The organism is Croceifilum oryzae, assembly GCF_030814315.1.
GTDB lineage: Bacteria > Bacillota > Bacilli > Thermoactinomycetales > Thermoactinomycetaceae > Baia > Baia oryzae.
Genome location: NZ_JAUSUV010000003.1, coordinates 274,818 through 295,993 on the forward strand (window position 1 = coordinate 274,818; position 21,176 = coordinate 295,993).

At 41.0% G+C, this 21,176-nt stretch carries 21 protein-coding genes and 3 tRNA genes; 23 read left to right on the forward strand and 1 reads right to left on the reverse strand.

Annotated elements, in window-relative coordinates; all coding sequences use genetic code 11:
- The first annotated feature begins 71 nt into the window (after positions 1 to 71).
- From J2Z48_RS04550 to pnpS, 4 genes are all read left to right on the forward strand, one after another.
- On the forward strand, positions 72 to 566 hold the full coding sequence (locus tag J2Z48_RS04550; RefSeq protein ID WP_307251374.1) for a PH domain-containing protein: 495 nt from the start codon (positions 72 to 74) through the stop codon (positions 564 to 566).
- Positions 550 to 1,977, forward strand: coding sequence for a PH domain-containing protein (locus J2Z48_RS04555; RefSeq protein ID WP_307251375.1), 1,428 nt, complete (start codon positions 550 to 552; stop codon positions 1,975 to 1,977). The genes J2Z48_RS04550 and J2Z48_RS04555 overlap by 17 nt, the downstream gene beginning before the upstream one ends.
- Positions 1,978 to 2,161: 184 nt before the next feature.
- Positions 2,162 to 2,872: a response regulator gene (locus tag J2Z48_RS04560; protein WP_307251376.1), complete on the forward strand. Its 711-nt coding sequence runs from the start codon at positions 2,162 to 2,164 to the stop codon at positions 2,870 to 2,872.
- 4 nt (positions 2,873 to 2,876) lie between these two features.
- Positions 2,877 to 4,619, forward strand: a complete 1,743-nt coding sequence (pnpS, locus tag J2Z48_RS04565) for a two-component system histidine kinase PnpS (RefSeq protein WP_307251377.1) — start codon at positions 2,877 to 2,879, stop codon at positions 4,617 to 4,619.
- A 108-nt stretch (positions 4,620 to 4,727) separates the two neighbouring features.
- Here the strand turns inward: pnpS and J2Z48_RS04570 are convergent, their stop codons facing one another.
- The gene (locus J2Z48_RS04570; protein WP_307251378.1) at positions 4,728 to 4,871 is read right to left on the reverse strand and encodes a hypothetical protein; all 144 of its coding nucleotides are present in this window, start codon (positions 4,869 to 4,871) and stop codon (positions 4,728 to 4,730) included.
- Between the two features lie 315 nt (positions 4,872 to 5,186).
- Here J2Z48_RS04570 and J2Z48_RS04575 point away from each other — a divergent pair, with 315 nt between their 5' ends.
- The 19 genes from J2Z48_RS04575 to ytxC all read left to right on the forward strand — a co-directional run bounded on the left by J2Z48_RS04575 (position 5,187) and on the right by ytxC (position 21,130).
- A complete protein-coding gene (locus J2Z48_RS04575) occupies positions 5,187 to 5,540 on the forward strand; it encodes a DUF2085 domain-containing protein (protein ID WP_307251379.1) in 354 nt (117 codons plus the stop codon).
- Positions 5,541 to 5,666: 126 nt separating this feature from the next.
- The gene (locus tag J2Z48_RS04580; RefSeq protein ID WP_307251380.1) at positions 5,667 to 5,822 is read left to right on the forward strand and encodes a hypothetical protein; all 156 of its coding nucleotides are present in this window, start codon (positions 5,667 to 5,669) and stop codon (positions 5,820 to 5,822) included.
- A 188-nt stretch (positions 5,823 to 6,010) separates the two neighbouring features.
- Positions 6,011 to 8,671 carry a DNA polymerase I gene (polA, locus tag J2Z48_RS04585; RefSeq protein WP_307251381.1) on the forward strand — a complete coding sequence of 887 codons (2,661 nt, stop codon included), beginning with the start codon at positions 6,011 to 6,013 and terminating at the stop codon, positions 8,669 to 8,671.
- 30 nt (positions 8,672 to 8,701) lie between these two features.
- Entirely contained in the window at positions 8,702 to 9,529 is an 828-nt protein-coding gene (mutM, locus tag J2Z48_RS04590; protein ID WP_307251382.1) for a DNA-formamidopyrimidine glycosylase, read from the forward strand.
- Positions 9,530 to 9,597: 68 nt separating this feature from the next.
- Complete coding sequence (ytaF, locus tag J2Z48_RS04595) at positions 9,598 to 10,281, forward strand: sporulation membrane protein YtaF (RefSeq protein ID WP_307251383.1); 684 nt, start codon at positions 9,598 to 9,600, stop codon at positions 10,279 to 10,281.
- Between the two features lie 4 nt (positions 10,282 to 10,285).
- On the forward strand, positions 10,286 to 10,897 hold the full coding sequence (gene coaE / locus J2Z48_RS04600) for a dephospho-CoA kinase (RefSeq protein WP_307251384.1): 612 nt from the start codon (positions 10,286 to 10,288) through the stop codon (positions 10,895 to 10,897).
- Entirely contained in the window at positions 10,867 to 11,478 is a 612-nt protein-coding gene (locus J2Z48_RS04605; protein ID WP_307251385.1) for a lytic transglycosylase domain-containing protein, read from the forward strand. Before coaE ends, J2Z48_RS04605 begins: the two co-directional genes overlap by 31 nt.
- A gap of 181 nt (positions 11,479 to 11,659) precedes the next feature.
- Positions 11,660 to 12,700 (forward strand): glyceraldehyde-3-phosphate dehydrogenase, encoded by a 1,041-nt coding sequence (locus tag J2Z48_RS04610; RefSeq protein ID WP_307251386.1) that lies wholly within the window; start codon positions 11,660 to 11,662, stop codon positions 12,698 to 12,700.
- A 157-nt stretch (positions 12,701 to 12,857) separates the two neighbouring features.
- Entirely contained in the window at positions 12,858 to 13,349 is a 492-nt protein-coding gene (gene nrdR, locus J2Z48_RS04615) for a transcriptional regulator NrdR (protein ID WP_307251387.1), read from the forward strand.
- A gap of 86 nt (positions 13,350 to 13,435) precedes the next feature.
- Entirely contained in the window at positions 13,436 to 14,902 is a 1,467-nt protein-coding gene (locus J2Z48_RS04620; RefSeq protein ID WP_307251388.1) for a DnaD domain protein, read from the forward strand.
- Positions 14,899 to 15,834, forward strand: a complete 936-nt coding sequence (dnaI, locus tag J2Z48_RS04625) for a primosomal protein DnaI (protein WP_307251389.1) — start codon at positions 14,899 to 14,901, stop codon at positions 15,832 to 15,834. The genes J2Z48_RS04620 and dnaI overlap by 4 nt, the downstream gene beginning before the upstream one ends.
- Positions 15,835 to 15,933: 99 nt before the next feature.
- A tRNA-Phe gene (locus J2Z48_RS04630) sits at positions 15,934 to 16,009 on the forward strand.
- A 3-nt stretch (positions 16,010 to 16,012) separates the two neighbouring features.
- Positions 16,013 to 16,087, forward strand: a tRNA-Gly gene (locus J2Z48_RS04635).
- A gap of 26 nt (positions 16,088 to 16,113) precedes the next feature.
- A tRNA-Leu gene (locus J2Z48_RS04640) sits at positions 16,114 to 16,202 on the forward strand.
- 154 nt (positions 16,203 to 16,356) lie between these two features.
- Positions 16,357 to 17,094 carry a hypothetical protein gene (locus J2Z48_RS04645; protein WP_307251390.1) on the forward strand — a complete coding sequence of 246 codons (738 nt, stop codon included), beginning with the start codon at positions 16,357 to 16,359 and terminating at the stop codon, positions 17,092 to 17,094.
- A 253-nt stretch (positions 17,095 to 17,347) separates the two neighbouring features.
- The gene (gene mqnC / locus J2Z48_RS04650; protein WP_307251391.1) at positions 17,348 to 18,463 is read left to right on the forward strand and encodes a cyclic dehypoxanthinyl futalosine synthase; all 1,116 of its coding nucleotides are present in this window, start codon (positions 17,348 to 17,350) and stop codon (positions 18,461 to 18,463) included.
- 55 nt (positions 18,464 to 18,518) lie between these two features.
- Positions 18,519 to 19,232, forward strand: coding sequence for a hypothetical protein (locus tag J2Z48_RS04655; RefSeq protein ID WP_307251392.1), 714 nt, complete (start codon positions 18,519 to 18,521; stop codon positions 19,230 to 19,232).
- A gap of 325 nt (positions 19,233 to 19,557) precedes the next feature.
- Positions 19,558 to 20,151, forward strand: a complete 594-nt coding sequence (locus J2Z48_RS04660) for a metal-dependent hydrolase (protein ID WP_307251393.1) — start codon at positions 19,558 to 19,560, stop codon at positions 20,149 to 20,151.
- Between the two features lie 58 nt (positions 20,152 to 20,209).
- A complete protein-coding gene (gene ytxC, locus J2Z48_RS04665; RefSeq protein WP_307251394.1) occupies positions 20,210 to 21,130 on the forward strand; it encodes a sporulation protein YtxC in 921 nt (306 codons plus the stop codon).
- Positions 21,131 to 21,176: the final 46 nt, after the last annotated feature.

Here is a 21,176-nt window from a genome sequence, read left to right on the forward strand (position 1 = left end):
TTTGCGTTTACTTGTTGGAATAATGGGTATCTTTAGTATTAGATTAATCATAATGTGGAAAGTGTGAGTATATGAAGAAGCCAGTCTTGACGCTTCCAGAAGATTCATTTCGTGCGCATCAGATGCAGTCTGTTATTTTTTATGGTGCAGGGGTTTTAATTGGTATTGTAGGCTTTTTCGCTTGTTCTTATTGGAATTGGCCATTATGGATTCCGGCAACTGTTGTAGGTCTTTCTATACTAGGTTGGATACTCGATTTCTTTTGGCTCAATCGTTTTCGTTGGACGTATTTCCGCTATGATGTGGATGAACGTGATGTAGTGATACAAAAAGGTGCCTTATTTCGAACTTCGATCTATGTTCCGATGATAAGAATTCAACATGTTGATATCAAAACAGGTCCCATCATTAGTAAATATGGCTTAGCTGAGTTTCGTGTGCATACAGGTGGTAGTGGTGTATTTGAGGTTGCATATATTCCAATTGAAGAAGCAGAGCGACTATGTGAGCAAGTTCGTCAATGGATTAAAGTAGACGAGGATGAAATCGATGCAAAAACTGAGTAAAAAGGCAATGATTCTATACATAACAAAGTTTTTTCAGGATCTCATCTTCCCTCTTATTGGGATAGTGGTTGCTTCCTTCACAACTGCTTGGGGATTATGGGGGCTATTGGCAGTAATTGTATTTGCCCTTTTTTTGGCTGTTCTTGATTGGAAGTTTACTTTATATCATTTATCAGATACAGATTTTCGCCTTTACAAGGGAGCATTTACAAAGCATAAGACGGTGATCGCGCATTCGAGAATTCAGACGGTGGATGTAACTCAATCCGTGATGGAAAGGCTTTTAGGGCTGACAACTCTTCAAATTGAGACTCCGAGCGGAAAGGGAGCAGAGGTTAAATTAGTTGGGCTACGGTTAGAAGTGGCAGAGGAGTTAAAGAGGAAGTTATTAGATGAAAAAGCACCATCGTCTTCGTTATCATCAACTGAAAATCAGAATGATGATTCTCAGAAACGGGTTAAAAGCATTTCTCCATCTGAATTAAGGCTCCTCTCCTTAAGCACTTTTAATATAGCCGTTATCTTTCTTCTATGGGCATTATTTAATCGTCTGAGTGAATTACTGAGTGACTTTCAACTAGGTGGATTCAAGCAAGAAATGGCTCAAGGACTATCGCAATTATTTTCCGGAATTGATTGGACAAGTCAAACGATGATTGTGATGGAAATTTTCCTGGCGATTTTCGTTGCGTGGTGTGGTTCTGCCTTATTTACATATATTAAGTTTTACCGATTTCAATTAATACGACTACCCTCAAGTTTCATTGTGGAGAGAGGTTTTTTTGAAAAATATCGTACCTCCATTCAATTAAATAAGATTCAAGCCGTACGAATCGTTGAAACGCCTATTCGTCAGTGGTTCGGCTGGGTTAGTATAGCAGTGGAATGCACATCTAAAGATGAGAAAAATAAAGAAAAAGACATACTCTTTCCTTTTGTGAGACGAGAGAATGTAGAGGCGTTTTTAAACGAATACCTTCCGGAGTTCCAATCCGTTGTGAATGTAAGTCTTACGAGATTCTCGCCTATTCCGCTAAAGAAGTGGATTTGGCTTAAGGTGCTGATCAGTTTTGCAATCGCTGGAGGCATCTATACCTTTTGGCTACCGAGTTGGCAGTGGACGGCTTTAATTGGAATCCTCCTCAGTATCGGGATAGTCGGCTATTCATGGATCTGTTACCGGGATGGAGGATATAGTTTGATTGGCAAAACACTCGTTCACCGGAGTCGCGGGATTAACCGTGTCACTGAGGTTGTGGATTGTAGATCCATTCAATTTAAAAAGATCCGGCAAAGTCCCTTTTATCGGAAACACGACTTATTCACATGGTACACTACGTTGTTGACAAGTAAACCCATTGGGATTGGGCATATTCCACGCGATGAAGCAGAGAAACTAATGGAGCTATAAGAGAGAAAACACATCTTCTATATATCAATAACGGCAAAGGTAGAGTGATCTTTTTGCCGTTGTTTTTTATTTTTCCGGACTGGGCTTCTTGTAAAGGATTTGTAAAAAACGGATTGAATCATTGGAAATAGGAAGTGAAATCAGAGATGATAGAAGTAACATCAAGATACGTGGGGTGACGATTATGTCAAAACGAATTTTAGTGGTGGATGATGAGTCTTCAATTGTAAAGTTGGTACAATTCAATTTAGAAAAAGAAGGCTTTCTTGTAGACAGTGCTTCGGATGGGTTGATGGCGATCGAGAAATTAAAAGATCAACTTCCTGATTTACTATTATTGGATCTCATGCTTCCTCAGATTGATGGATTAGAAGTATGTCGACGGTTGCGCCAAGAGAAAATCCATGTTCCGATTCTCATGCTGACGGCAAAATCAGATGAGTTTGATAAAGTGCTTGGTTTGGAGCTGGGTGCCGATGATTATATGACCAAGCCGTTTAGCCCACGGGAACTAACGGCGAGAGTGAAAGCCATTCTTCGTCGGGTGGAAGCATTAAAAGGAAGCCAGCAGGAGGAAACGGAAACGTCATTGATTAAAATAGGCGAACTCCTGATTAATCCAGATGGTTATGAGGTGACCCGTTCGGGTGAGGAATTGGAGTTGACCCCGAAAGAGTTTGAACTACTAGCCTATATGGCAAATCATCGTGGAAAGGTGCTGTCTCGTGATCAGTTGCTCAATGCGGTTTGGAATTATGATTATGTAGGGGATTCACGAATTGTTGATGTGCATGTGAGTCATCTGCGAGATAAGATCGAAGTCGATTCCCGTAATCCTCATTATATTAAGACGGTTCGAGGGATCGGCTACAAATTTGAGGGAAAGAAGTTATAGCATTATGAAGACGTTTCGAGCTAGAATTACCTCACTTTTTCTGTTTTTAATCGGATGCTCGGTGTTAGGAACGGGATTTTTTTTAGCACTTTTATTACACTCATCTTATATTGACTCGCTCAGCAGTCGGCTTACGAAAGAAAGTAAGATGATTGCTGAAACGATTGAATGGCATGGTAGTGAGAGCGATTTAGCTTCTCTACAGCAAGAAATCAAGGCATTTGGAGATACTTTAGAGGCACATGTGACTTTATATAATTTACAAGGCAAAGTACTCGGTGATTCGACGAACAGTAAATCGAATACCGAGTTAGAGACAGAGTGGGAACAGATCCGATCACAGTCCAATGGTTCTGAGGTCATCACGATTCCGAAGTCGGATCAATTGATCGCTGCGGTGCCGGTGGTTCGTGACGAAAAAAAGATAGGAATTGTGCGGATTTCCTCGCCTTTAGATGAGGTGAATCAGTCTCTTTCCCAAGTGTGGTTATCTCTTGCGGGAGGACTTGTCATCGCGTATGCGTTGGCTGCTTTTGCGAGTTCTCGAGTCGCAAGTAGTGTAACACGACCGTTAGAGGAGATGACACAGGTAGCAGTTGATATCGCTCAGAAACGATTCCATCGAAGGGTAAAAGAAGATGGAAAAGATGAAATTGGGCGATTGGGACGAGCGATTAATCGAATGGCTCATTCTTTGCAGTTTCAGATGGAAACGATTCGGAAGAGTGAACGCAGGTTAACGAGCGTGATTGAATCGATGGAAAGTGGATTATTAATGGTAAATGCTAGAGGGCGTGTAAGTATTGCGAATAAATCATTTGAACGGCAATTTGGTGCGAAGCCAAATGAGATTGTAGGGGTTCCATATGAGGAAATTCAGACCACTTTTGATCTCTGTTCATTGATTTCAAGATGTGCTCAGACAGGCACTCGAATTAGGGAAGAAATCCATCTTCATCACCCTGTCGAGCGTATTTTAGAGGCGAGCCTTGCCCCGATGTGGGTGGAGTCCAATGGGATTGGTGTCGTGGCTGTTTTCCATGACTTGACTGCGATCAGACGTCTAGAGCAAATGAGAAAAGATTTTGTGGCCAACGTTTCTCATGAGCTACGAACGCCGATTACCTCCATTAGAGGTTTTTCGGAAACTTTATTGGATGGAGCCATGCAAGATCCAGATACTTGTCAAGAATTTCTAAAGATTATCTTGGAAGAAAGTATTCGCTTGCAGCGCTTAGTAGGAGATTTATTGGATTTATCAACCATTGAATCCAAACAGATGGCGATGAACTTTGAACAGCTTTCTATTGCTAGTTTCTTACAAAACATCACCAAAACACTAGATGAACAAGCTCGTAGTAAAGAACAAACGTTACGAGTCGAAATAAAAGAAGACTTCCAAATTAGAATGGATCCAGATCGTTTAAAACAGATTGTCTTAAATTTAGTAAGCAATGCCATCGCCTATACTCCAGCAGGTGGTGAAATACGAGTACAGGTAGACCAAGAGGGGAGTAATTGGATCCTGGTCGTCTCTGATACAGGTATGGGAATTCCGGAAGAGGATTTAGGGCGGATTTTCGAGCGCTTTTATCGTGTGGACAAAGCGCGATCGCGCGAATCAGGTGGAACGGGACTTGGACTTGCTATTGTGAAACATTTGGTTGAGGAGTATGAAGGGGAGATAAAGGTAACCAGTAAGGTGGGTGAGGGGACTACTTTTACAATTTGGTTCTCTAAAGAGTAGTTGCTTGTCTATTTCCTAGGAAATGAACCTGATAGAGTGTGTGTATAAAGCTTTTGGGAGAAAGGTTTTGCTTTCTTCTAAAGGCTTCTTTTTGTTGATTTACAAGGGCTATTTATTAGCTATTGGAGCAAAGCTAGGGAATGTATATGCCCACAGCTCAAATAGTGAGCCTGCGAAGATGTGGAAAAGCAAGTCCGCCTCGTCCATCGGAGCAAGGGCAAGTGGCAAAACTCGCAAAGAACGCTCAGACATTGTCACAAAACGCCTTTGCTTCGATGGACTACGCTAAGTAGGCTCTACTCCTTCACAGGGGTGGTCAGACACATTGCCCCTAGTCTGGTCTGATTTTAATGAGAGGTGTCCGTAATATTAGAGATCCGGAATAGTAAGGAAGGTGTACAGTGCTTCTAAATAGGGTGGATTGCTAATATGATAATGGATCGGATATCCATACTATCCACTCTACTAATCTACTTTTTCATCGACTAAAAGTAGATGTTTTTATACGTAATAGTCGGGAAAAGTTTGGTAGATTTTATTATTTTCTCTATGAATGGATCGTGAGTTATGGAATCGAAAGAAGCTAGTATTTGGACAAAATTAGCGTATATAGTTCCTTGTCATCGCAAGATCTCTCGGTGCTTTCATGTAAATGGCAAGCCGATGCCAATTTGTGCTCGTTGTTTAAGTATCCTACTCGGGTATTTGTGGTTACCGATTCTTCTTCTTCTCCCTTTTCCCATTCCGTGGTGGTTAGGATTCATATTGCAGATCCCTATGCTCATAGATGGATTTACTCAACTACAAGAATTACGTGAGAGTACAAATCGATTACGGTGTTTGACAGGATTACTAAGTGGTATAGGACTCTCTATTTTAGTAGTCTATTTCATTCGTTTCCTTTTGGAAATGGTACTATAGGGGGCGTAACTTTGTTTTTTCTGCTACTAGGGATGAACTTAGCTTTTCTGTTTAGTGGAATGATTGCACTATGGTCAAGAAAATTTATAGATGGATCTATCTTGTTAGGAATGAGCATTTTGGGATTTGGCTTTATGGTTTGGTACTACAAGAAAAGAAAAAAGAAATCGAAAGAAGATTGGTGTGATTGGATCGACTGTCAACCTAGTTGTACGCCAGATTGTAATCATGAACCAAGTTGTACGTGTGATTGTAACTCGTGATATTGCTACATTCTACTAGCCGTAATAAGTCACAGTACGGCTTCTTCATATTGGAAATCTACTACCAACAAACTGGAAGAAAATGTGGTTCGCGTGATACAATGATAGAGTCTCAAAACTATGTTTAACAAGAACTCTCTTTCATACATGAAAGTACTACGAATACAAGGGTCCAAATAATAGAAACTAGATACGGATGTGAACCAATTGTCTAAGAAAAAAATAGTTCTCATTGATGGAAATAGCATTGCCTTTCGTGCTTTTTATGCTCTGCCATTGTTAACAAATTCATCTGGGCTATATACCAATGCTGCCTATGGATTTGCCATGATGCTTTTAAAAGTACTAGAAGAAGAAAAACCAACCCATATGCTTGTCGCATTTGATGAGGGAAAAGACACATTCCGCCACGAATTTTATCAAGAATACAAAGGGAAACGGGATAAAACACCGGGTGAACTAACAGGACAGTTCCCACTTATCAAAGAAGTATTGGATGCTTGCCAAATCCGATATTATGGCATTGCAGGATATGAAGCGGATGATATTATCGGGACACTGTCTAAAATGGCAGATGATCAGGGTATGGAAGCCCTCATCGTGAGTGGAGATAAAGACTTGTTCCAATTAGTGACAGATCAGGTTAGCGTGTTAATGACTCGCAAAGGCGTGACAGAAGCAGATCGATATACTCCAGAAACCATTCAAGAGCGCTATGGCTTAACTCCTCCTCAAATCATTGATTTAAAGGGATTAATGGGAGATCCATCTGACAATATTCCGGGTATCCCTGGGGTAGGCGAAAAAACAGGCTTGAAACTATTACACCAACATGGATCAGTAGAAGAGATTATTGCCCGTGTCGATCATCTACCTGGTAAAAAGCTACAAGAAAAAGTGACCGAATTTCAGGAGCAAGCATTACTAAGTAAACGACTTGCCACTATCTGTTGTGAGGTGCCTTTAGACTTTGGAATCGATGATTTAGAGCATACGTCGATTCATACCGAAGAAGTAGTCGAGACTTTTAAAAAGCTAGAGTTTAAGACATTGGTGGATCGTATCAAAAAAGGGTTTGGCGAACAGTCAGGACAAGTGTCTGAGCCTGATCAAACATTGATAGAGTATCAGGTCGTGTCAGAGGATTCTACGGGAGATTGGGATGATCTATTACAATCAGATTCCTTGTCCCTCCATGTAGAATCGAGTGAAGAGAATCCGCATCGTTCGGAGTTAATTGGTTTATCTTTATCCGATGGGGCTACCAATCTGTATATTCCGGCTAATGTAGTTACCCAGTGGAATAAACTGCAAGATTGGCTTGGATCAAGCAACTCTCGGAAGATTGTATTTGATGGGAAGAGGTCAGAGATTGCCCTTTCAAAGTTGGGGATGTCGTTAGAAGGAATCGAAATCGATATCCTACTGGCCGCCTATCTGCTAAATCCTTCTGAGACCAGTCTGAACTTAAGCGATGTGGCTTCGCAGCATAGTGAATATGGCTTAGCCTCTGATGAAGAAGTGTATGGGAAGGGTGCGAAACGAAAGCTCCCTACAGGGGAAGTACTTGCGCAACATCTAGCCCAAAAAGCATATGTACTCTACGGCCTGCAATCCCAATTACAACCAGAGATTGAGAGAACTGATTTAGCGAATCTACTCTATCATTTGGAGATGCCGCTATCGCGCGTATTAGGGAAAATGGAGAAACTAGGAGTAAAAGTAGATGGGGAGCAATTAGAGCAATTAGGTTCTGTTCTCCAAGAGACCCTTGAACGCCTCACGGTTGAGATTTATGATATTGCAGGTACAGATTTTAATATTAATTCGCCTAAGCAATTGGGTGAGATTTTATTTGATAAATTAGGTCTACCTGTATTAAAAAAGACGAAGACGGGTTACTCCACTAGTGCAGATGTATTAGAAAAATTAGCCCCACAACATGAGATTGTGGATAAAATTCTTCATTACAGACAAGTAGGAAAGCTTTTGAGTACCTATGTAGAGGGTCTGAAAAAAGAAATTGGTGCAGATGGAAAAATTCATACCCATTTTAACCAGACGATTGCCGCTACAGGACGTTTGTCCAGTGTGGAGCCCAATCTACAAAATATCCCGATCCGGCTAGAAGAGGGGCGGAAAATCCGTCAAGTTTTCGTGCCGTCCGAAGAGAACTGGATGATCTTAGCTGCGGATTATTCGCAAGTAGAGCTTCGCGTGTTAGCCCATATTTCGGGAGATCCTAGTTTACAAAAGGCATTTCGTGAGGCTAAGGATATCCATACCCAGACAGCGATGGATGTCTTCCAAGTGGAGGAAGCAGAGGTTACCTCTCTCATGCGTCGCCAAGCAAAGGCAGTTAACTTTGGTATTGTATATGGAATTAGTCCATTTGGCTTGTCCCAGAACTTAAATATTCCTCAGAAGGAAGCCAAACAATTTATTGAACGTTATTTTGAGACGTATCCAGGCGTAAAAAAATATATGGATGAGATTGTGGCTCAAGCGAAGCAAGATGGCTATGTTACAACCTTGCTCCAACGTCGTCGTTATCTTCCAGAGCTATATGCTACTGATTTCGCACGCCGTAGCTTTGCAGAACGAACCGCGATGAATACACCCATTCAAGGAACGGCAGCGGATATCATTAAAAAAGCGATGGTTGACATCGATCGCTTGATGGTTGAAAAGAAAATGAAGAGTAGAATGCTACTTCAAGTACATGACGAGTTGATTTTTGAGGTTCCGACCGAGGAGCTAGGCAGTATGGGGGATTTGGTACGTGAGATGATGGAACACGCGGTGGAGCTATCAATTCCATTGGTGGTCGATCTGAATATAGGTCAAAGTTGGTATGAAGCCAAATAGTTCGAAGCACAACTAGGGGAGAGACAGAAGATGCCAGAATTACCAGAGGTGGAAACCGTCCGCCGCACGCTAGAACAGTTAGTAGTGGGAAAAACGATTCAAGATGTATCGGTTCATCTTCCTCGAATCATCCAGCGTCCAGATGATATTGAGATTTTCTGTAGAGAGTTAAAAGGTTCTACGATTACAGGGATTGGACGAAGAGGTAAGTTTTTAAAGATTTTTTGCGATCCATGGGTTATTGTCTCCCATTTGAGAATGGAAGGGAAATACCGAGTTGCGGGACAAGATGCTGATTTAGAGAAACATACCCATGTTATTTTCCACTTTACAGATGGAACCGAACTTCGTTATAAGGATGTACGGCAATTTGGGACGATGCATCTGTTTCCAAAGGGAGAAGAGGAAGAGAATCAACCGCTTAAAAAGCTGGGACCGGAGCCTTTAGATCCAGATCAATATCAGCTTGAATGGTTTCAAAAAGCGATTGGTCGGAGAAAAACGAAAATTAAACCTCTATTGCTCAATCAAGAAGTATTAGTAGGCTTGGGGAATATCTACGTGGATGAAGCATTACACAGTTCCAAAATCCATCCTGAACGTAGTGCCAATGAGCTAACGGATGAGGAGATCCACGTGCTTTACCACAGCATCTCTGAAACATTATCGAAGGCTGTGGAAGCAGGCGGTTCGTCTGTTCGTTCTTATGTAAATGGTCAAGGCGAGATGGGGATGTTTCAACTACAAATTAAAGTATACGGACGGAAGAATGAGCCATGCTATGGTTGTGGCAATCCGATCGAACGATTAGTGGTAGGTGGACGAGGGACACATATTTGCCCTCAGTGTCAAAAGTAGTATATGCACCTACCTCTAGGCTCCTTCATAAGCTAGGATAGCACCTAGTGATATGGAGGAGTTTTACTATGTGGCATATATGGACGATGATTGGAATTGCTCTGGCAGTCAGTTTAGATAGCTTTAGCGCAGGCGTTACATATGGATTACGAAGAATTCGCATTCCTATTAGCTCGATACTCATTATTGCAGGATGTTCCGGGCTTAGTATTTTTCTTACAATGGTAATTGGGGATCAGATTAGCCTGTGGCTCTCTCCTCAAATGGAAAAATGGATCGGGGCAACGATCCTCATATTGTTGGGATGTTGGACATTATTTCATTATATAACTCGAAATGAGCAGGATAGAGAAGATATTGATAATGGACAAAATGGACAAGTGGATATGTCGGCTGCACAAGTGATCGATCCTAAGGTTTGGATATGGGAACTACCTAAGTGGGGTCTGGTGATTCAAATTCTCAAGAAGCCAACCACTGCTGATATGGATCATTCTGGTAGTATTAATGCAGCAGAGGCAATCTTACTTGGAATTGCGCTTTCGCTTGATTCGCTTGGGGCAGGTTTGGGAGTTGCTTTATTGGGCTATTCTCCTTTTACAGTTGCTGGATTGATTACACTTATGTGTGGGATCTTTTTACGATTTGGGATGTGGATCGGATTTCGTTTTCAATATAATGGATTTGGTGATTTTATTTCGTATCTCCCTGGGATTATCCTAATCGTTCTGGGGTTGTTTCGGATTTGGTAGAGGAGTGTTTGGTTTGGTTATTGGTTTAACTGGGGGAATTGCGACTGGTAAAAGTACTGTTTCGAAGATGTTCCAAAAACATGGAGCAAAAATTATTGATGCAGATCAGATTGCTAGGCTAGTCGTAGAGCCCGAGACGGAAGGATTACAGCAGGTGATCGCAGCATTTGGCGTGGAAGTGATCGATTCACAGGGGCAATTAAATCGGAAAGCGTTAGGGGATATCATCTTCCATGATCCAAATGCGCGTCAGCAATTAAATGCTATTTTACATCCTCTGATTCGAGCTGAGATGAAAAGGCAAACAGCTGAGTTTCAAAAGGAGGATCCGGAAGCTGTCATTATTTGGGATGTTCCACTCCTATTCGAGAGCGGTTTGACGCAGTTAGTGGAAAAGGTTATTGTTGTGTATATACCAGAAGCATTGCAAACGGTACGTTTAATGGAGCGAGATCAACTAACTGAATTAGAAGCAAAAGCTCGGCTTCATGTACAACTTTCGATTGAAGAGAAAAAGAAGATGGCCGATTTTGTGATTGATAACAGTCACCTCGTATTTCATACAGAAAGACAGGTAGATCAGCTATGGAATTATCTAGCTTTAAAAAATGGATAGATCCAGCGCTTCGAGCCATGCCTCCTAAGAGAATGATCTTGATTGGGATTATCCTCATTATGATCATTATGTTGATTGCAATTCCTGTCTCTAACCGCTGGATGTATCCACTAAAATATGAAGAAGATATCCTGAATAGTGCCAAACAGTATAAGATAAGCCCTTTTCTCGTGATGGCAGTGATACGTGTCGAAACCAAGTTTGATCCGTCAAAGATTTCACACGCCAATGCACAAGGTTTAATGCAAATTACGCCTGGTACCGTTGATACTGTGATTCAAAGTGCGCCCTTTTCTCCGGCTGTGCGTGATCAAATCGGTGACCCTAAGATGAATATTCAGATAGGTACATGGTATCTGGCCTACTTAATTAAAGAGTTTAATGGAAATGAAGTGGTGGCTGTAGCAGCCTATAACGCTGGACCAAATAAGGTAAAGAGTTGGTTGAAAGATAAGAAATGGGATGGCACATTGCAAAATGCCCACCACATAGAGTACTCAGAGACAAGGAAATATGTTCAAAAAGTAATGGGCTACTATGGAAAGTATAAATCGGTATATGGATACTTGGTAGAGAATTAGAAGAATAAGGATCGTTGATAAAAGGAGAGACTTGGTCACTTACGGGTGATCAGGTCTCTCGTTCTGTTCACAATTCGGATTGGTTTTTTTGTCTTTTTTTATTGCAAAATGTGTTATACTGATTATAATATTAAAGGGGAATTGTGTGTATTATATATAGGCGGAAGGGGATTCATCCATAATGAGCATTCGTGTTGCAATCAATGGATTTGGACGCATTGGTAGAATGTTTTTTAGAAAAGCAATAGTTGACCCAACAATAGAAATAATAGCAATTAATGCTAGTTATCCAGCCGAAACATTAGCACATTTGATTAAGTATGACACAATTCATGGTTTTTTTGATGAGGAAGTAATCGCGACAGATGGCGGTATTTATGTAAATAAACAATTTGTTCGGTTAACTTCTAACCGAAATCCAGCTGAGTTACCTTGGACAGAGTTACAAATTGATGTGGTCGTTGAAGCAACAGGGAAATTTATCGACCGAGAAGGAGCAGGGCTACACTTACAAGCGGGTGCTAAAAAGGTAGTGATTTCGGCTCCGGCGAAAAATGAAGACGCTACCATTGTTTTAGGAGTAAATGAAGATATCTATCAACCCGAAAATCATCATATCATCTCAAATGCTTCTTGTACGACGAACTGTTTAGCTCCCGTTGCCAAAGTATTGCATGACACATTTGGGATTGAGCATGGTCTCATGACAACGATCCATAGTTATACAAATGATCAATTAAATTTAGACAATCCACATAAAGATTTACGCCGGGCTCGTGCATGTGGTCAATCAATCATCCCAACCAAAACAGGAGCTGCTAAAGCATTGGGTCTGGTGATTCCAGAATTACAAGGAAAGTTAAACGGATTTTCTTTACGTGTCCCAACCCCTAATGTATCCATCGTCGATTTGGTTGTCGATCTAAAAACAGATGTTACGAAAGATCAAGTAAATCATGCCTTAAAGCAAGCCGCTGAAGGTATGATGAAAGGAATTCTAGCTTATACGGAATTACCATTGGTATCATCGGATTTCATTGGTAACGAAAACTCTTCTATAGTAGATGGGCTATCTACTATGGTGATGGGTGACCGCCAAGTAAAAGTGTTAGCATGGTATGATAATGAATGGGGTTATTCTTGTCGCATCGTCGATTTGGTGAAACTAGTGGCTTCTTCTGCTAGTCAAGAGAATGAGCAAATAAAAGTGCAGTCGGCTTAGTATATAATATGGTTAGACAGGGTAAAACCCGAGCTCTAGTAGGCTCGGGTTTTTAGGCACTTCCGATTTTTCATTGTTTATATCAAGGTTGATGAAATAAAATAGATTTGAAACCACTAGAGCGAAAGTTGTTTGGATGGTGAAGGAGGACGTAAGGATGAGATGTCCAGAATGTAATCATTATGGATCTCGTGTGTTAGATTCACGACCTGCCCATGAAGGAAGAGCGATTCGCAGGCGGAGAGAATGCGAAGAGTGCGAACAGCGATTTACAACCTTTGAGATGATAGAGGAAAAACCGTTAATTGTGGTGAAAAAAGATGGAAGCAGAGAAGAGTTTAATCATGAAAAATTACTACGTGGTTTGATTCGAGCTTGTGAAAAGCGCCCTGTTTCGGTTGAAAGCTTAGAAAAATTAGTCCATGAGATTGAAAAACAGTTACGTGATCAAAATACTTCAGAAGTTCTCAGTAATGAAATTGGAGAATATGTAATGGATCGCTTGATGACCATTGATGAGGTAGCTTATGTTCGATTTGCTTCTGTCTATCGCCAGTTTAAAGATATTCACGTTTTTGTTACAGAATTAGACTTATTACAACGTTCTCGTCAGGAGAATACCGACAAGGCTTCTGAGGAAGAGGATTAATTGGATAAAAATGAGCTTTTTTCTAAAATTGGAACCTATGTTAAAATGGACAAATCAGTATTGAAAGTGTGGAGGAAGACCAGAAGATGGCGTTTCATTGGAAAGAATTAGGGTGGTATTGTCGTTCTCATCGTCCGTTGGCACCCACTGATTTGATTGTGCTAACCCAACTGTATCAACCATTGATCGGGGCAACTGCCTATAGTCTCTATTTAACTCTTTCCTATCAATTGCCTATCGAACGTGCAGGGATGACGGAAGTTCATACACATGCCATGCTAATGAAGATGCTAGGAGCACCCTACGACTCTTTTTTAGAGGCTCGTCATCGGCTGGAAGGCGTAGGATTACTAAATACGTATGAGCTTGGGAATCCCCAGAATGGCTTAATCTATGAATATGAATTGGTTTCCCCTCTTTCTCCTGTCCAATTTTTTCAGAGTGAAGTTTTTAATCTAGCTCTATATCAATCGGTAGGAAAAGAGATATATCCAGAACTACGAAAGAGATTGCTAGGACCGATGCCATCTGAAAACTGGCGAAAACAAGTAAAACGAAATGTGACAAAGCCATTTAAAGATGTATACGGCAGTTTCTCTCCCCATGATCTGCAACAGATGGGAGAGATTGATCAAGAATTTCCAGCTCCTGAGCATCCTATTAGAGAAGATTTACAACAAGGACAGATTCCGATGTGGTCCGATGAGGATTTTACCTCTATAAAATTACGCTTGCAGTCGATTATCCACTCAAGTACATGGACCCCAGAATGTATTGCTCAATTAAAAGAGATTTGTTTCTTATATCAATTAGAAACGTGGGATTTGGTTGCCGTTTTACAGGATCCGTATATTACGCAACGCGGGGAGATCAACTTAGAACGTCTTCGAAATTATGTCCGCGGAGAGTACCAACTTCGTTTTGGTGGATTGCCACAGGTTCAAACCCATCAAAAGCAGTCCCAGGAAGATATATCTTTTAAACAGACACAGCTCGTTCGGGAAAGTCAAGAGACGATCGCGCCAGATGCTTCACCAGAAGAGAGGCACTTTCATTTGCTGGCTACCGTATCTCCTGTAGAATTGTTACATCGCTATCAAGGGGGCGGTCCTGTCTCAGATAGTGATTTAAAGATTGTGGAGAAGTTGGTGCAAAAGTATGATTTATCGCCCCAAGTTGTAAATGTGTTGATTGACTATGTGATGATTAAATACAATCGAAAATTAACCTGGAGTCTGATTGATAAGATTGCTGCACACTGGGTACGGGCACAAGTAAAAACAATGGAGCAGGCAATCGAAATAGCTAAGAGTGAGCAATGGGAGTCGCAGGGCAATGTAGGAACGACAGCTCGATCTACGAAATCAAAGCGTTCCAAATCGATTCTACCCAAAGCAGTGGCACAACAGTTGGAGCGGGAAAAAAATAATGAAGTTGCACCTACACTGAGTGAAGAGGAATTAGAGCAAAATAAGATAAGACTACAAGCCAAACTTCGTCTAATGAATGAAAAATTAGCGAATCGAGGACGAGAAAAGGAGCAGATGCCGTGAATCCCATTTCTGAAATTGCAGGGCCGATGTTACGTCGGGCAGGAATTACACCAGAGCAAATGAACAAGCAAGTAAACTTGTTGAAACAACATCGGGCAGTCCGCAGTTTTGTGGAGCGACATCCTGACATTCCACAAGAGCAGTATCTCCGTTCGCTTCCTCAGATGAATCAGATGGTGTCCGAGTGGGAGAATTGTAGTCGTTGCTCTGGTTTAGAAAGATGCCCTAATATGATCTCTGGGCATTATCCATATCTAAATCAATATGGTGGATATATTGAGTTTCGGATGAAGAAATGTCAAAAATTAGCCGCTTTTGAATCCATGAAAGAGAAGCAGAAGCTAATTCGATCTCTCCATATTCCGAAAGAGATATTGAATTCAAGCTTTGAAACAATGGAGTTTGATGAACGAAGTGAAGTGATCGCTGCTACGATGGATTTTTGCATGTCCTTTTCGGAAGGAATTCCGGCAAGGGGATTATATTTACATGGTCCGCTCGGAGTAGGTAAAAGCCGAATTGCAGGAGCGATTGCAAATAAGTTAGTCGAGCATAACATCCATTCGTACCTGGTGTATGTTCCAGACCTGATAAGGGAAGTTCAGGATGCGATTCAAGATCATTCCCTACAACAGAAGCTGCAAGCATTTAAAGAGGTACAAGTCCTCATTTTAGATGATATTGGGGCAGAGTACTTAACCGTGTGGAAGCGTGACGAAATTTTAGGCGCTTTGCTTCATTATCGGGCGGCAGAGGGCTTGCCTACTATCTATACATCTAACTTGGACTTAGAAGAGTTAGAGACTCACCTTCGCTTAGGTGAAAAGAATGTACAAGATGTGATGAAGGCGAAGCGGATCATGGAACGAATTCAACATTATACAACTGCTTATTTTGTTGATGGACATAATCGAAGGAAAAGTGAGCTGTAAAAATATAATAAAAAACATGTTGCATTCAGGAAGAAGACCATGTTATACTCTTTCTTGTCAGTAGCGAACGTTACATAATAACTACTAACAAGAAAGTATGGCTCGGTAGCTCAGTCGGTAGAGCAGAGGACTGAAAATCCTCGTGTCGGCGGTTCGATTCCGTCCCGAGCCACCATTTGCGGAAGTGGCTCAGTGGTAGAGCATCGCCTTGCCAAGGCGAGGGTCGCGGGTTCGAGTCCCGTCTTCCGCTCCATTTTTAAAAATGAATTATACTGCCTTGCCGGGGTGGCGGAATAGGCAGACGCACAGGACTTAAAATCCTGCGGTAGGTGACTACCGTGTCGGTTCGAGCCCGACCCTCGGCACCATATAAAAAACGGTTTGCAAACAAAAGTGCAAACCGTTTTTTTTGTAAAAATATAAATGATAGATACAATTTAGATATTGAATAATTGATGATGATACATAAAAAATTCCCTACTAGGGGTTAGAATATTTATCAACTGAAGGAGAGTACATAATATGCCAGCGCATTCTATGGGTTTTGCGATCGAAAGTGAAGAGCAGTTTATGGAGTACCTAGATCTTGTTGTTCGAACGGGTGAGCAAACAGAGACTTCATTTGGCAGGAAGTTTTCGCTCGTTTTTTCGAATGGAGAAGAGATCGTTGCGCTTATGGATGAGGATCATGAAGTGTTTCATGTCAATTTTCACCATCGTAAAGGGATGGCTTCTCCGGTCGGGATCTATGAAGTGGATACGAATGAAGAAGGTGAATTGACAGGGCTCACATTTGGTTCGATGAGACCAGAAGAGGAGACAAACCCAGAGTCGGGTATGTATCCATTTGTGTTTCAAACAGGAGATATGGAAGTGTTAGAGGCATTTCAACAGTCTGAAACGCGTAACGTGGAGATTGCTGCATTTGCGCATCAGGTACGTTGTTTTGCTACGGAAGAGGAATTTGATCAAAAACAAGATCCAGAAGTTCCTCTGTCATCTGAATCCTTGGTTCCACTTGGGATTTTTAACGATGAAGTGAACGATGTTCTTGCTCCAACCATTCTATTAAATGGTGTAGTAACAGATGTAGAACTCTTGCAAAATGAGCTATCTCAAGCACAATACTGGCAATTTACTGTGCAGACAGTGGGTGCAGCTTATGTCGTATTTGCTTCGCTAGATCGTGTGACTGAAGGCGAGCCAGCAGTTGGCGGGATTGTATCAGTAGAAGCATGGCTAACTGGGCGTTTTGTATAGTGATCGATCCTCTATAGGTTGACGAATGAGCACATGAATTTGTGATAAACAAAATTCATGTGCTTTGTGCAGTCATGTGATAAAATGAACATGATGAATGATTGTGGATTCGTTGTTGATTAACTAGTAATAGCATAGGAATAGGGGTCATGTATTTCCCTACTGAGTTTTTAGTAAGCTGATTATTTGAGTTTTGGGGAGATACATGCTCTAGGACTTTACTTTTTATATATGGAATCTGGAGGTGAATGAGATGTCGAACATCGATGCGATATTGGAACGCGCATTAAAAGGAGAGAGACTTACGTTTGAAGACGGCGTCTCTTTATGGAATAGTGATGAAATAGAGAAAATCGGCGAGGCAGCGAATCAAATGATGTTAAAAAAGCATCCGGAGCCGGTTACCACTTTTGTCATTGGACGTAATATTAACTACACCAATGTGTGTGATACGTATTGTCGTTTCTGCGCTTTTTACCGAGCGCCCGGCTCTACAGAAGGGTATGTATTAGACGATGATACGGTTTTCCAAAAAATTCAAGAAACCATTGATGTAGGCGGTACCGAAATCCTCATGCAAGGTGGGACCAACCCTAATTTGCCATTTCACTACTACACGGACCTTTTACGTGAGATTAAGAAGCGATTCCCTGAGATCACGATGCATTCATTTTCTCCAGCTGAGATTCGGAAGATGCAAGAGGTTTCGGATGGACTTACGCTGGAAGAAGTAATTCGTGAGTTAAAAGAAGCGGGACTCGATTCCCTTCCTGGTGGAGGTGCTGAGATCCTAGATAATCGTATCCGTAAACAGATTTCTCGTTTAAAGGGAACATGGGAAGATTGGATGGAAGTGATGGATACTGCACATCGTGTGGGCTTGCATTCGACTGCTACGATGGTAATCGGCTTCGGGGAGACCATGGAAGAGCGTGTCATGCATTTACTTCGCATACGTGAACAGCAGGATCGGACAGGCGGTTTCCTCGCTTTTATCGTATGGACATTCCAACCAGACTTTACAAATCTAAAGCGTGAAAAACTTTCCCCTGAAGAATATCTAAAAGCTGTAGCGATTGCGAGGCTTATGCTAGATAACATTGATAACTTCCAATCCTCTTGGGTAACTATGGGACCGGATATCGGGAAGAAGTCGCTTCATTTTGGTTGTAATGACTTCGGTAGTACGATGATCGAAGAAAACGTAGTTTCTGCCGCGGGCACAACTCATAAAGTAAATAACAACCTCGCCATCAAGCTCATCCGTGATGCTGGTAAAGTACCTGCCCAAAGGAACACGAAGTACCGGACTTTACGTGTCTTTGAGGAAGGCGAATTTACCGAGAACGACTTTGTTATGCAAAATTAATCAAATCATATCCATATGGGCCTTCTTTCGTATAGAAAGAGGGCTTTTTTGATGTATGATAAATATTTTTCTTTTCAATTATCTTGAAAGAGATTACAATGGTCTTTGTGGCTTTAAACAAAAATTATATATAGAAGAATGGAAGGATATTATGAAGAAGTTTCTTGCTATTATGCTTTCTCTCGTTCTCTTGTCTGGTTGTTCATTGTTCTCGGATTCTGTTAATGTGAATGAACTTGGAAAAGAGATGGGAAAAGTAGTATCGAAGTTTAATGACAACGAACAAAAATATACGAAAATCGCTTCTCACGAAACAGAAATAGGTAGCATTTTTCTTTCTATGGATAAAACTGGACTAGATCAAACTAAAATTAAACAGGTGAGCGAGAAGCAAGCAGAAATAAGAAAGTTGCTTACAGAGTCTAAGACAGAATTAGAGAATGTGGCTAAAGAATTGCCTAACCTTCAAAAAAAGGTAGATAAAATTAAGAAAGAGAAGTTAAAGAACGCTGCCGATACTTTTCTGACGAATTTCAAACTTCTTATTGATTCTAAACAAAAGGTTATCTCCGGATACGAAAAATTTCAAACCAATCAAGAATCGATTGTGAAAGATGCGGCATCGAACAAAGAACCTTCGATGACACAAATGAATGATGAGACAAAGCTACAGGGTGAACTTATGACCTTACAGAGCGAATCTCTACAAAAATTAAGCATGTATAATAAATCTTGGCAAGAATTTGCTGACACAGTTAACAAGAAGTAACTCTCCTAATCTCTGATACAGATAATAAAGAAGAAAAAAGCCTTAGTCTCTGATTTTAGAGGATTAGGGCTTTTTCTGGTTATTGAACCATTTAGAGAATCAATAAAGCAAAGGAGGATCTATTTACTTCTAAACAGGTTAGAAATTTTTTAATTAAGGAAATTAGTTAAGATAATATATAATAGAATATGTATTATACATAAAGTCTATTATTTGACCAGTATAGGAGCCAATTAGGGGCAATGTATCCTTTGGACTGTCCTCATCTGCTAACAACAGACTCGAAACGAAGTTTTATATCCGTTTTACAAGGGGGATAGATCAAATGACAGGAAAAACACATTTATCAATGGGAGCGTTGTTCGGAGTAGGTTATGCTACTCTGCATACAGATGGAAACCAAGACTGGCTAACTCTTTCCATTGGGATTGCTGTGGCGACTCTTAGTAGTATGTTGCCTGATTTAGATCATAAGGGAAGCTATATTAGTAAATATCTAACGTTAAACTTGAAGACCCGATATCGGTCGATTTTTGCCTCTTTAATTGGGATTTTGCTCATAGCGGCATGTTTTTATTATAAGGGTCCGCTATGGATTGCATTAACGGGTTTATATGTGGTGATTGCAGCCTATGTTCCTCATAGGAGTTTTACTCACTCTCTTATGGGAGTAGGACTAGTAGGAATGATTAGCTTTTTAGCTGTGCCGAATCAGGTGTACTTCGGATACTTTATGGCTGGTTACCTCTCGCATTTATTTGCCGATGCATTAACGGTATCGGGCATTCCATTATTTTGGCCCAATAAAACGGGTTTTCGATTAGCTAGAATAAAAACAAATACCCGCTGGGATATTATTATTCGTTATGTATCAGGTATTTTTACGGTGATCGGGCTGGGATATTTAGTGCTTCATTGAGTTTTTGGTTTTGTGTATACCTTAGCCAATCACCCCATATACTAGGAGAAATGCCAGTGTGGACAAAGAAAGGAGTGGGACGTTGGACTACTCTATTTCCATTTCTCGTCGAGATCCCATTCAGTTGGCGTTTTTACGTGATCGCTTTGGCAACATGATAATGAAATTAAAGAAGATTGGCGTCAATGCATCATTCGTAGAAGAACCAACTGGAGAGCTTCATTTTTTCAAAATACATACCCAACGGAAGCGTCGGCTTCAGGACAAGGAAGTCCATCGAGAGATGGGAGACGCAATAGCCAGCTTTCTGTGTGATTTTGCTGAAACAGATTTAATCAGGGGAATCATTCAAAAGGAACACACGAACATCAAGCTAGATGAGATGGATCAGATTGAATTTCGGGCGCAACAATTATTAGAACGAAATTCATGGAGCTACTTACGCACTGGTTATCATGTTCGTAAAGAACGGATTAGTAAGCAAATTGCGATGTATCTAGATTCAAATCGTGTCCTGTCCATTGATGGATTTGTTCGATTTCGTCTAAAAGCGTATCGGAAGTCACTCGTTCGTTGTGTAAAAGATGCGTATGAAGAGTATCAATTAGATAAAGAGTATCGCGATTTTATTGAACTCCTGCGCTATTTTGTGTCGGTTCAAAGTCCGAAAGTAGAACTTATTCATGTCGTTCATAGAGGATCGAAGCAGTTTCAGCTGTTAAAGGAAGATGGAACTCCTTACCAACTTCGCGAATTGGACGGAGCTGTGCAAGAATTGATGGATCAAAGCCTTTCGCATGAAGATTTAGTGGTTAGTTCCCTTTTATCGATCGCACCTGAAAAGCTAGTCTTGCACACGAAGCAACAAGAGGAAAATGTGATTCGTACACTTCTCCAGATTTTTGAGGGAAGGGTAGTGGTGTGTCATGATTGCCAGCACTGCCATGTGAAATCGATTCCGGTGCAAGAAGATGCTTGATCTTTTGGTCCTACTTGCATATAATGATTAACAAACTTCAACTGTA

Excerpts from the sequence above, each read along its gene's own strand:
- J2Z48_RS04550 (WP_307251374.1), top strand. The coding sequence starts at position 72 with ATGAAGAAGCCAGTCTTGACGCTTCCAGAAGATTCATTTCGTGCGCAT.
- J2Z48_RS04555 (WP_307251375.1), top strand. The coding sequence starts at position 550 with ATGCAAAAACTGAGTAAAAAGGCAATGATTCTATACATAACAAAGTTT.
- J2Z48_RS04560 (WP_307251376.1), top strand. The coding sequence starts at position 2,162 with ATGTCAAAACGAATTTTAGTGGTGGATGATGAGTCTTCAATTGTAAAG.
- pnpS (WP_307251377.1), top strand. The coding sequence starts at position 2,877 with ATGAAGACGTTTCGAGCTAGAATTACCTCACTTTTTCTGTTTTTAATC.
- J2Z48_RS04570 (WP_307251378.1), bottom strand. The coding sequence starts at position 4,871 with ATGTCTGAGCGTTCTTTGCGAGTTTTGCCACTTGCCCTTGCTCCGATG.
- J2Z48_RS04575 (WP_307251379.1), top strand. The coding sequence starts at position 5,187 with ATGGAATCGAAAGAAGCTAGTATTTGGACAAAATTAGCGTATATAGTT.
- mutM (WP_307251382.1), top strand. The coding sequence starts at position 8,702 with ATGCCAGAATTACCAGAGGTGGAAACCGTCCGCCGCACGCTAGAACAG.
- ytaF (WP_307251383.1), top strand. The coding sequence starts at position 9,598 with ATGTGGCATATATGGACGATGATTGGAATTGCTCTGGCAGTCAGTTTA.
- J2Z48_RS04605 (WP_307251385.1), top strand. The coding sequence starts at position 10,867 with ATGGAATTATCTAGCTTTAAAAAATGGATAGATCCAGCGCTTCGAGCC.
- J2Z48_RS04610 (WP_307251386.1), top strand. The coding sequence starts at position 11,660 with ATGAGCATTCGTGTTGCAATCAATGGATTTGGACGCATTGGTAGAATG.
- nrdR (WP_307251387.1), top strand. The coding sequence starts at position 12,858 with ATGAGATGTCCAGAATGTAATCATTATGGATCTCGTGTGTTAGATTCA.
- J2Z48_RS04620 (WP_307251388.1), top strand. The coding sequence starts at position 13,436 with ATGGCGTTTCATTGGAAAGAATTAGGGTGGTATTGTCGTTCTCATCGT.
- J2Z48_RS04645 (WP_307251390.1), top strand. The coding sequence starts at position 16,357 with ATGCCAGCGCATTCTATGGGTTTTGCGATCGAAAGTGAAGAGCAGTTT.
- mqnC (WP_307251391.1), top strand. The coding sequence starts at position 17,348 with ATGTCGAACATCGATGCGATATTGGAACGCGCATTAAAAGGAGAGAGA.
- J2Z48_RS04655 (WP_307251392.1), top strand. The coding sequence starts at position 18,519 with ATGATAAATATTTTTCTTTTCAATTATCTTGAAAGAGATTACAATGGT.
- J2Z48_RS04660 (WP_307251393.1), top strand. The coding sequence starts at position 19,558 with ATGACAGGAAAAACACATTTATCAATGGGAGCGTTGTTCGGAGTAGGT.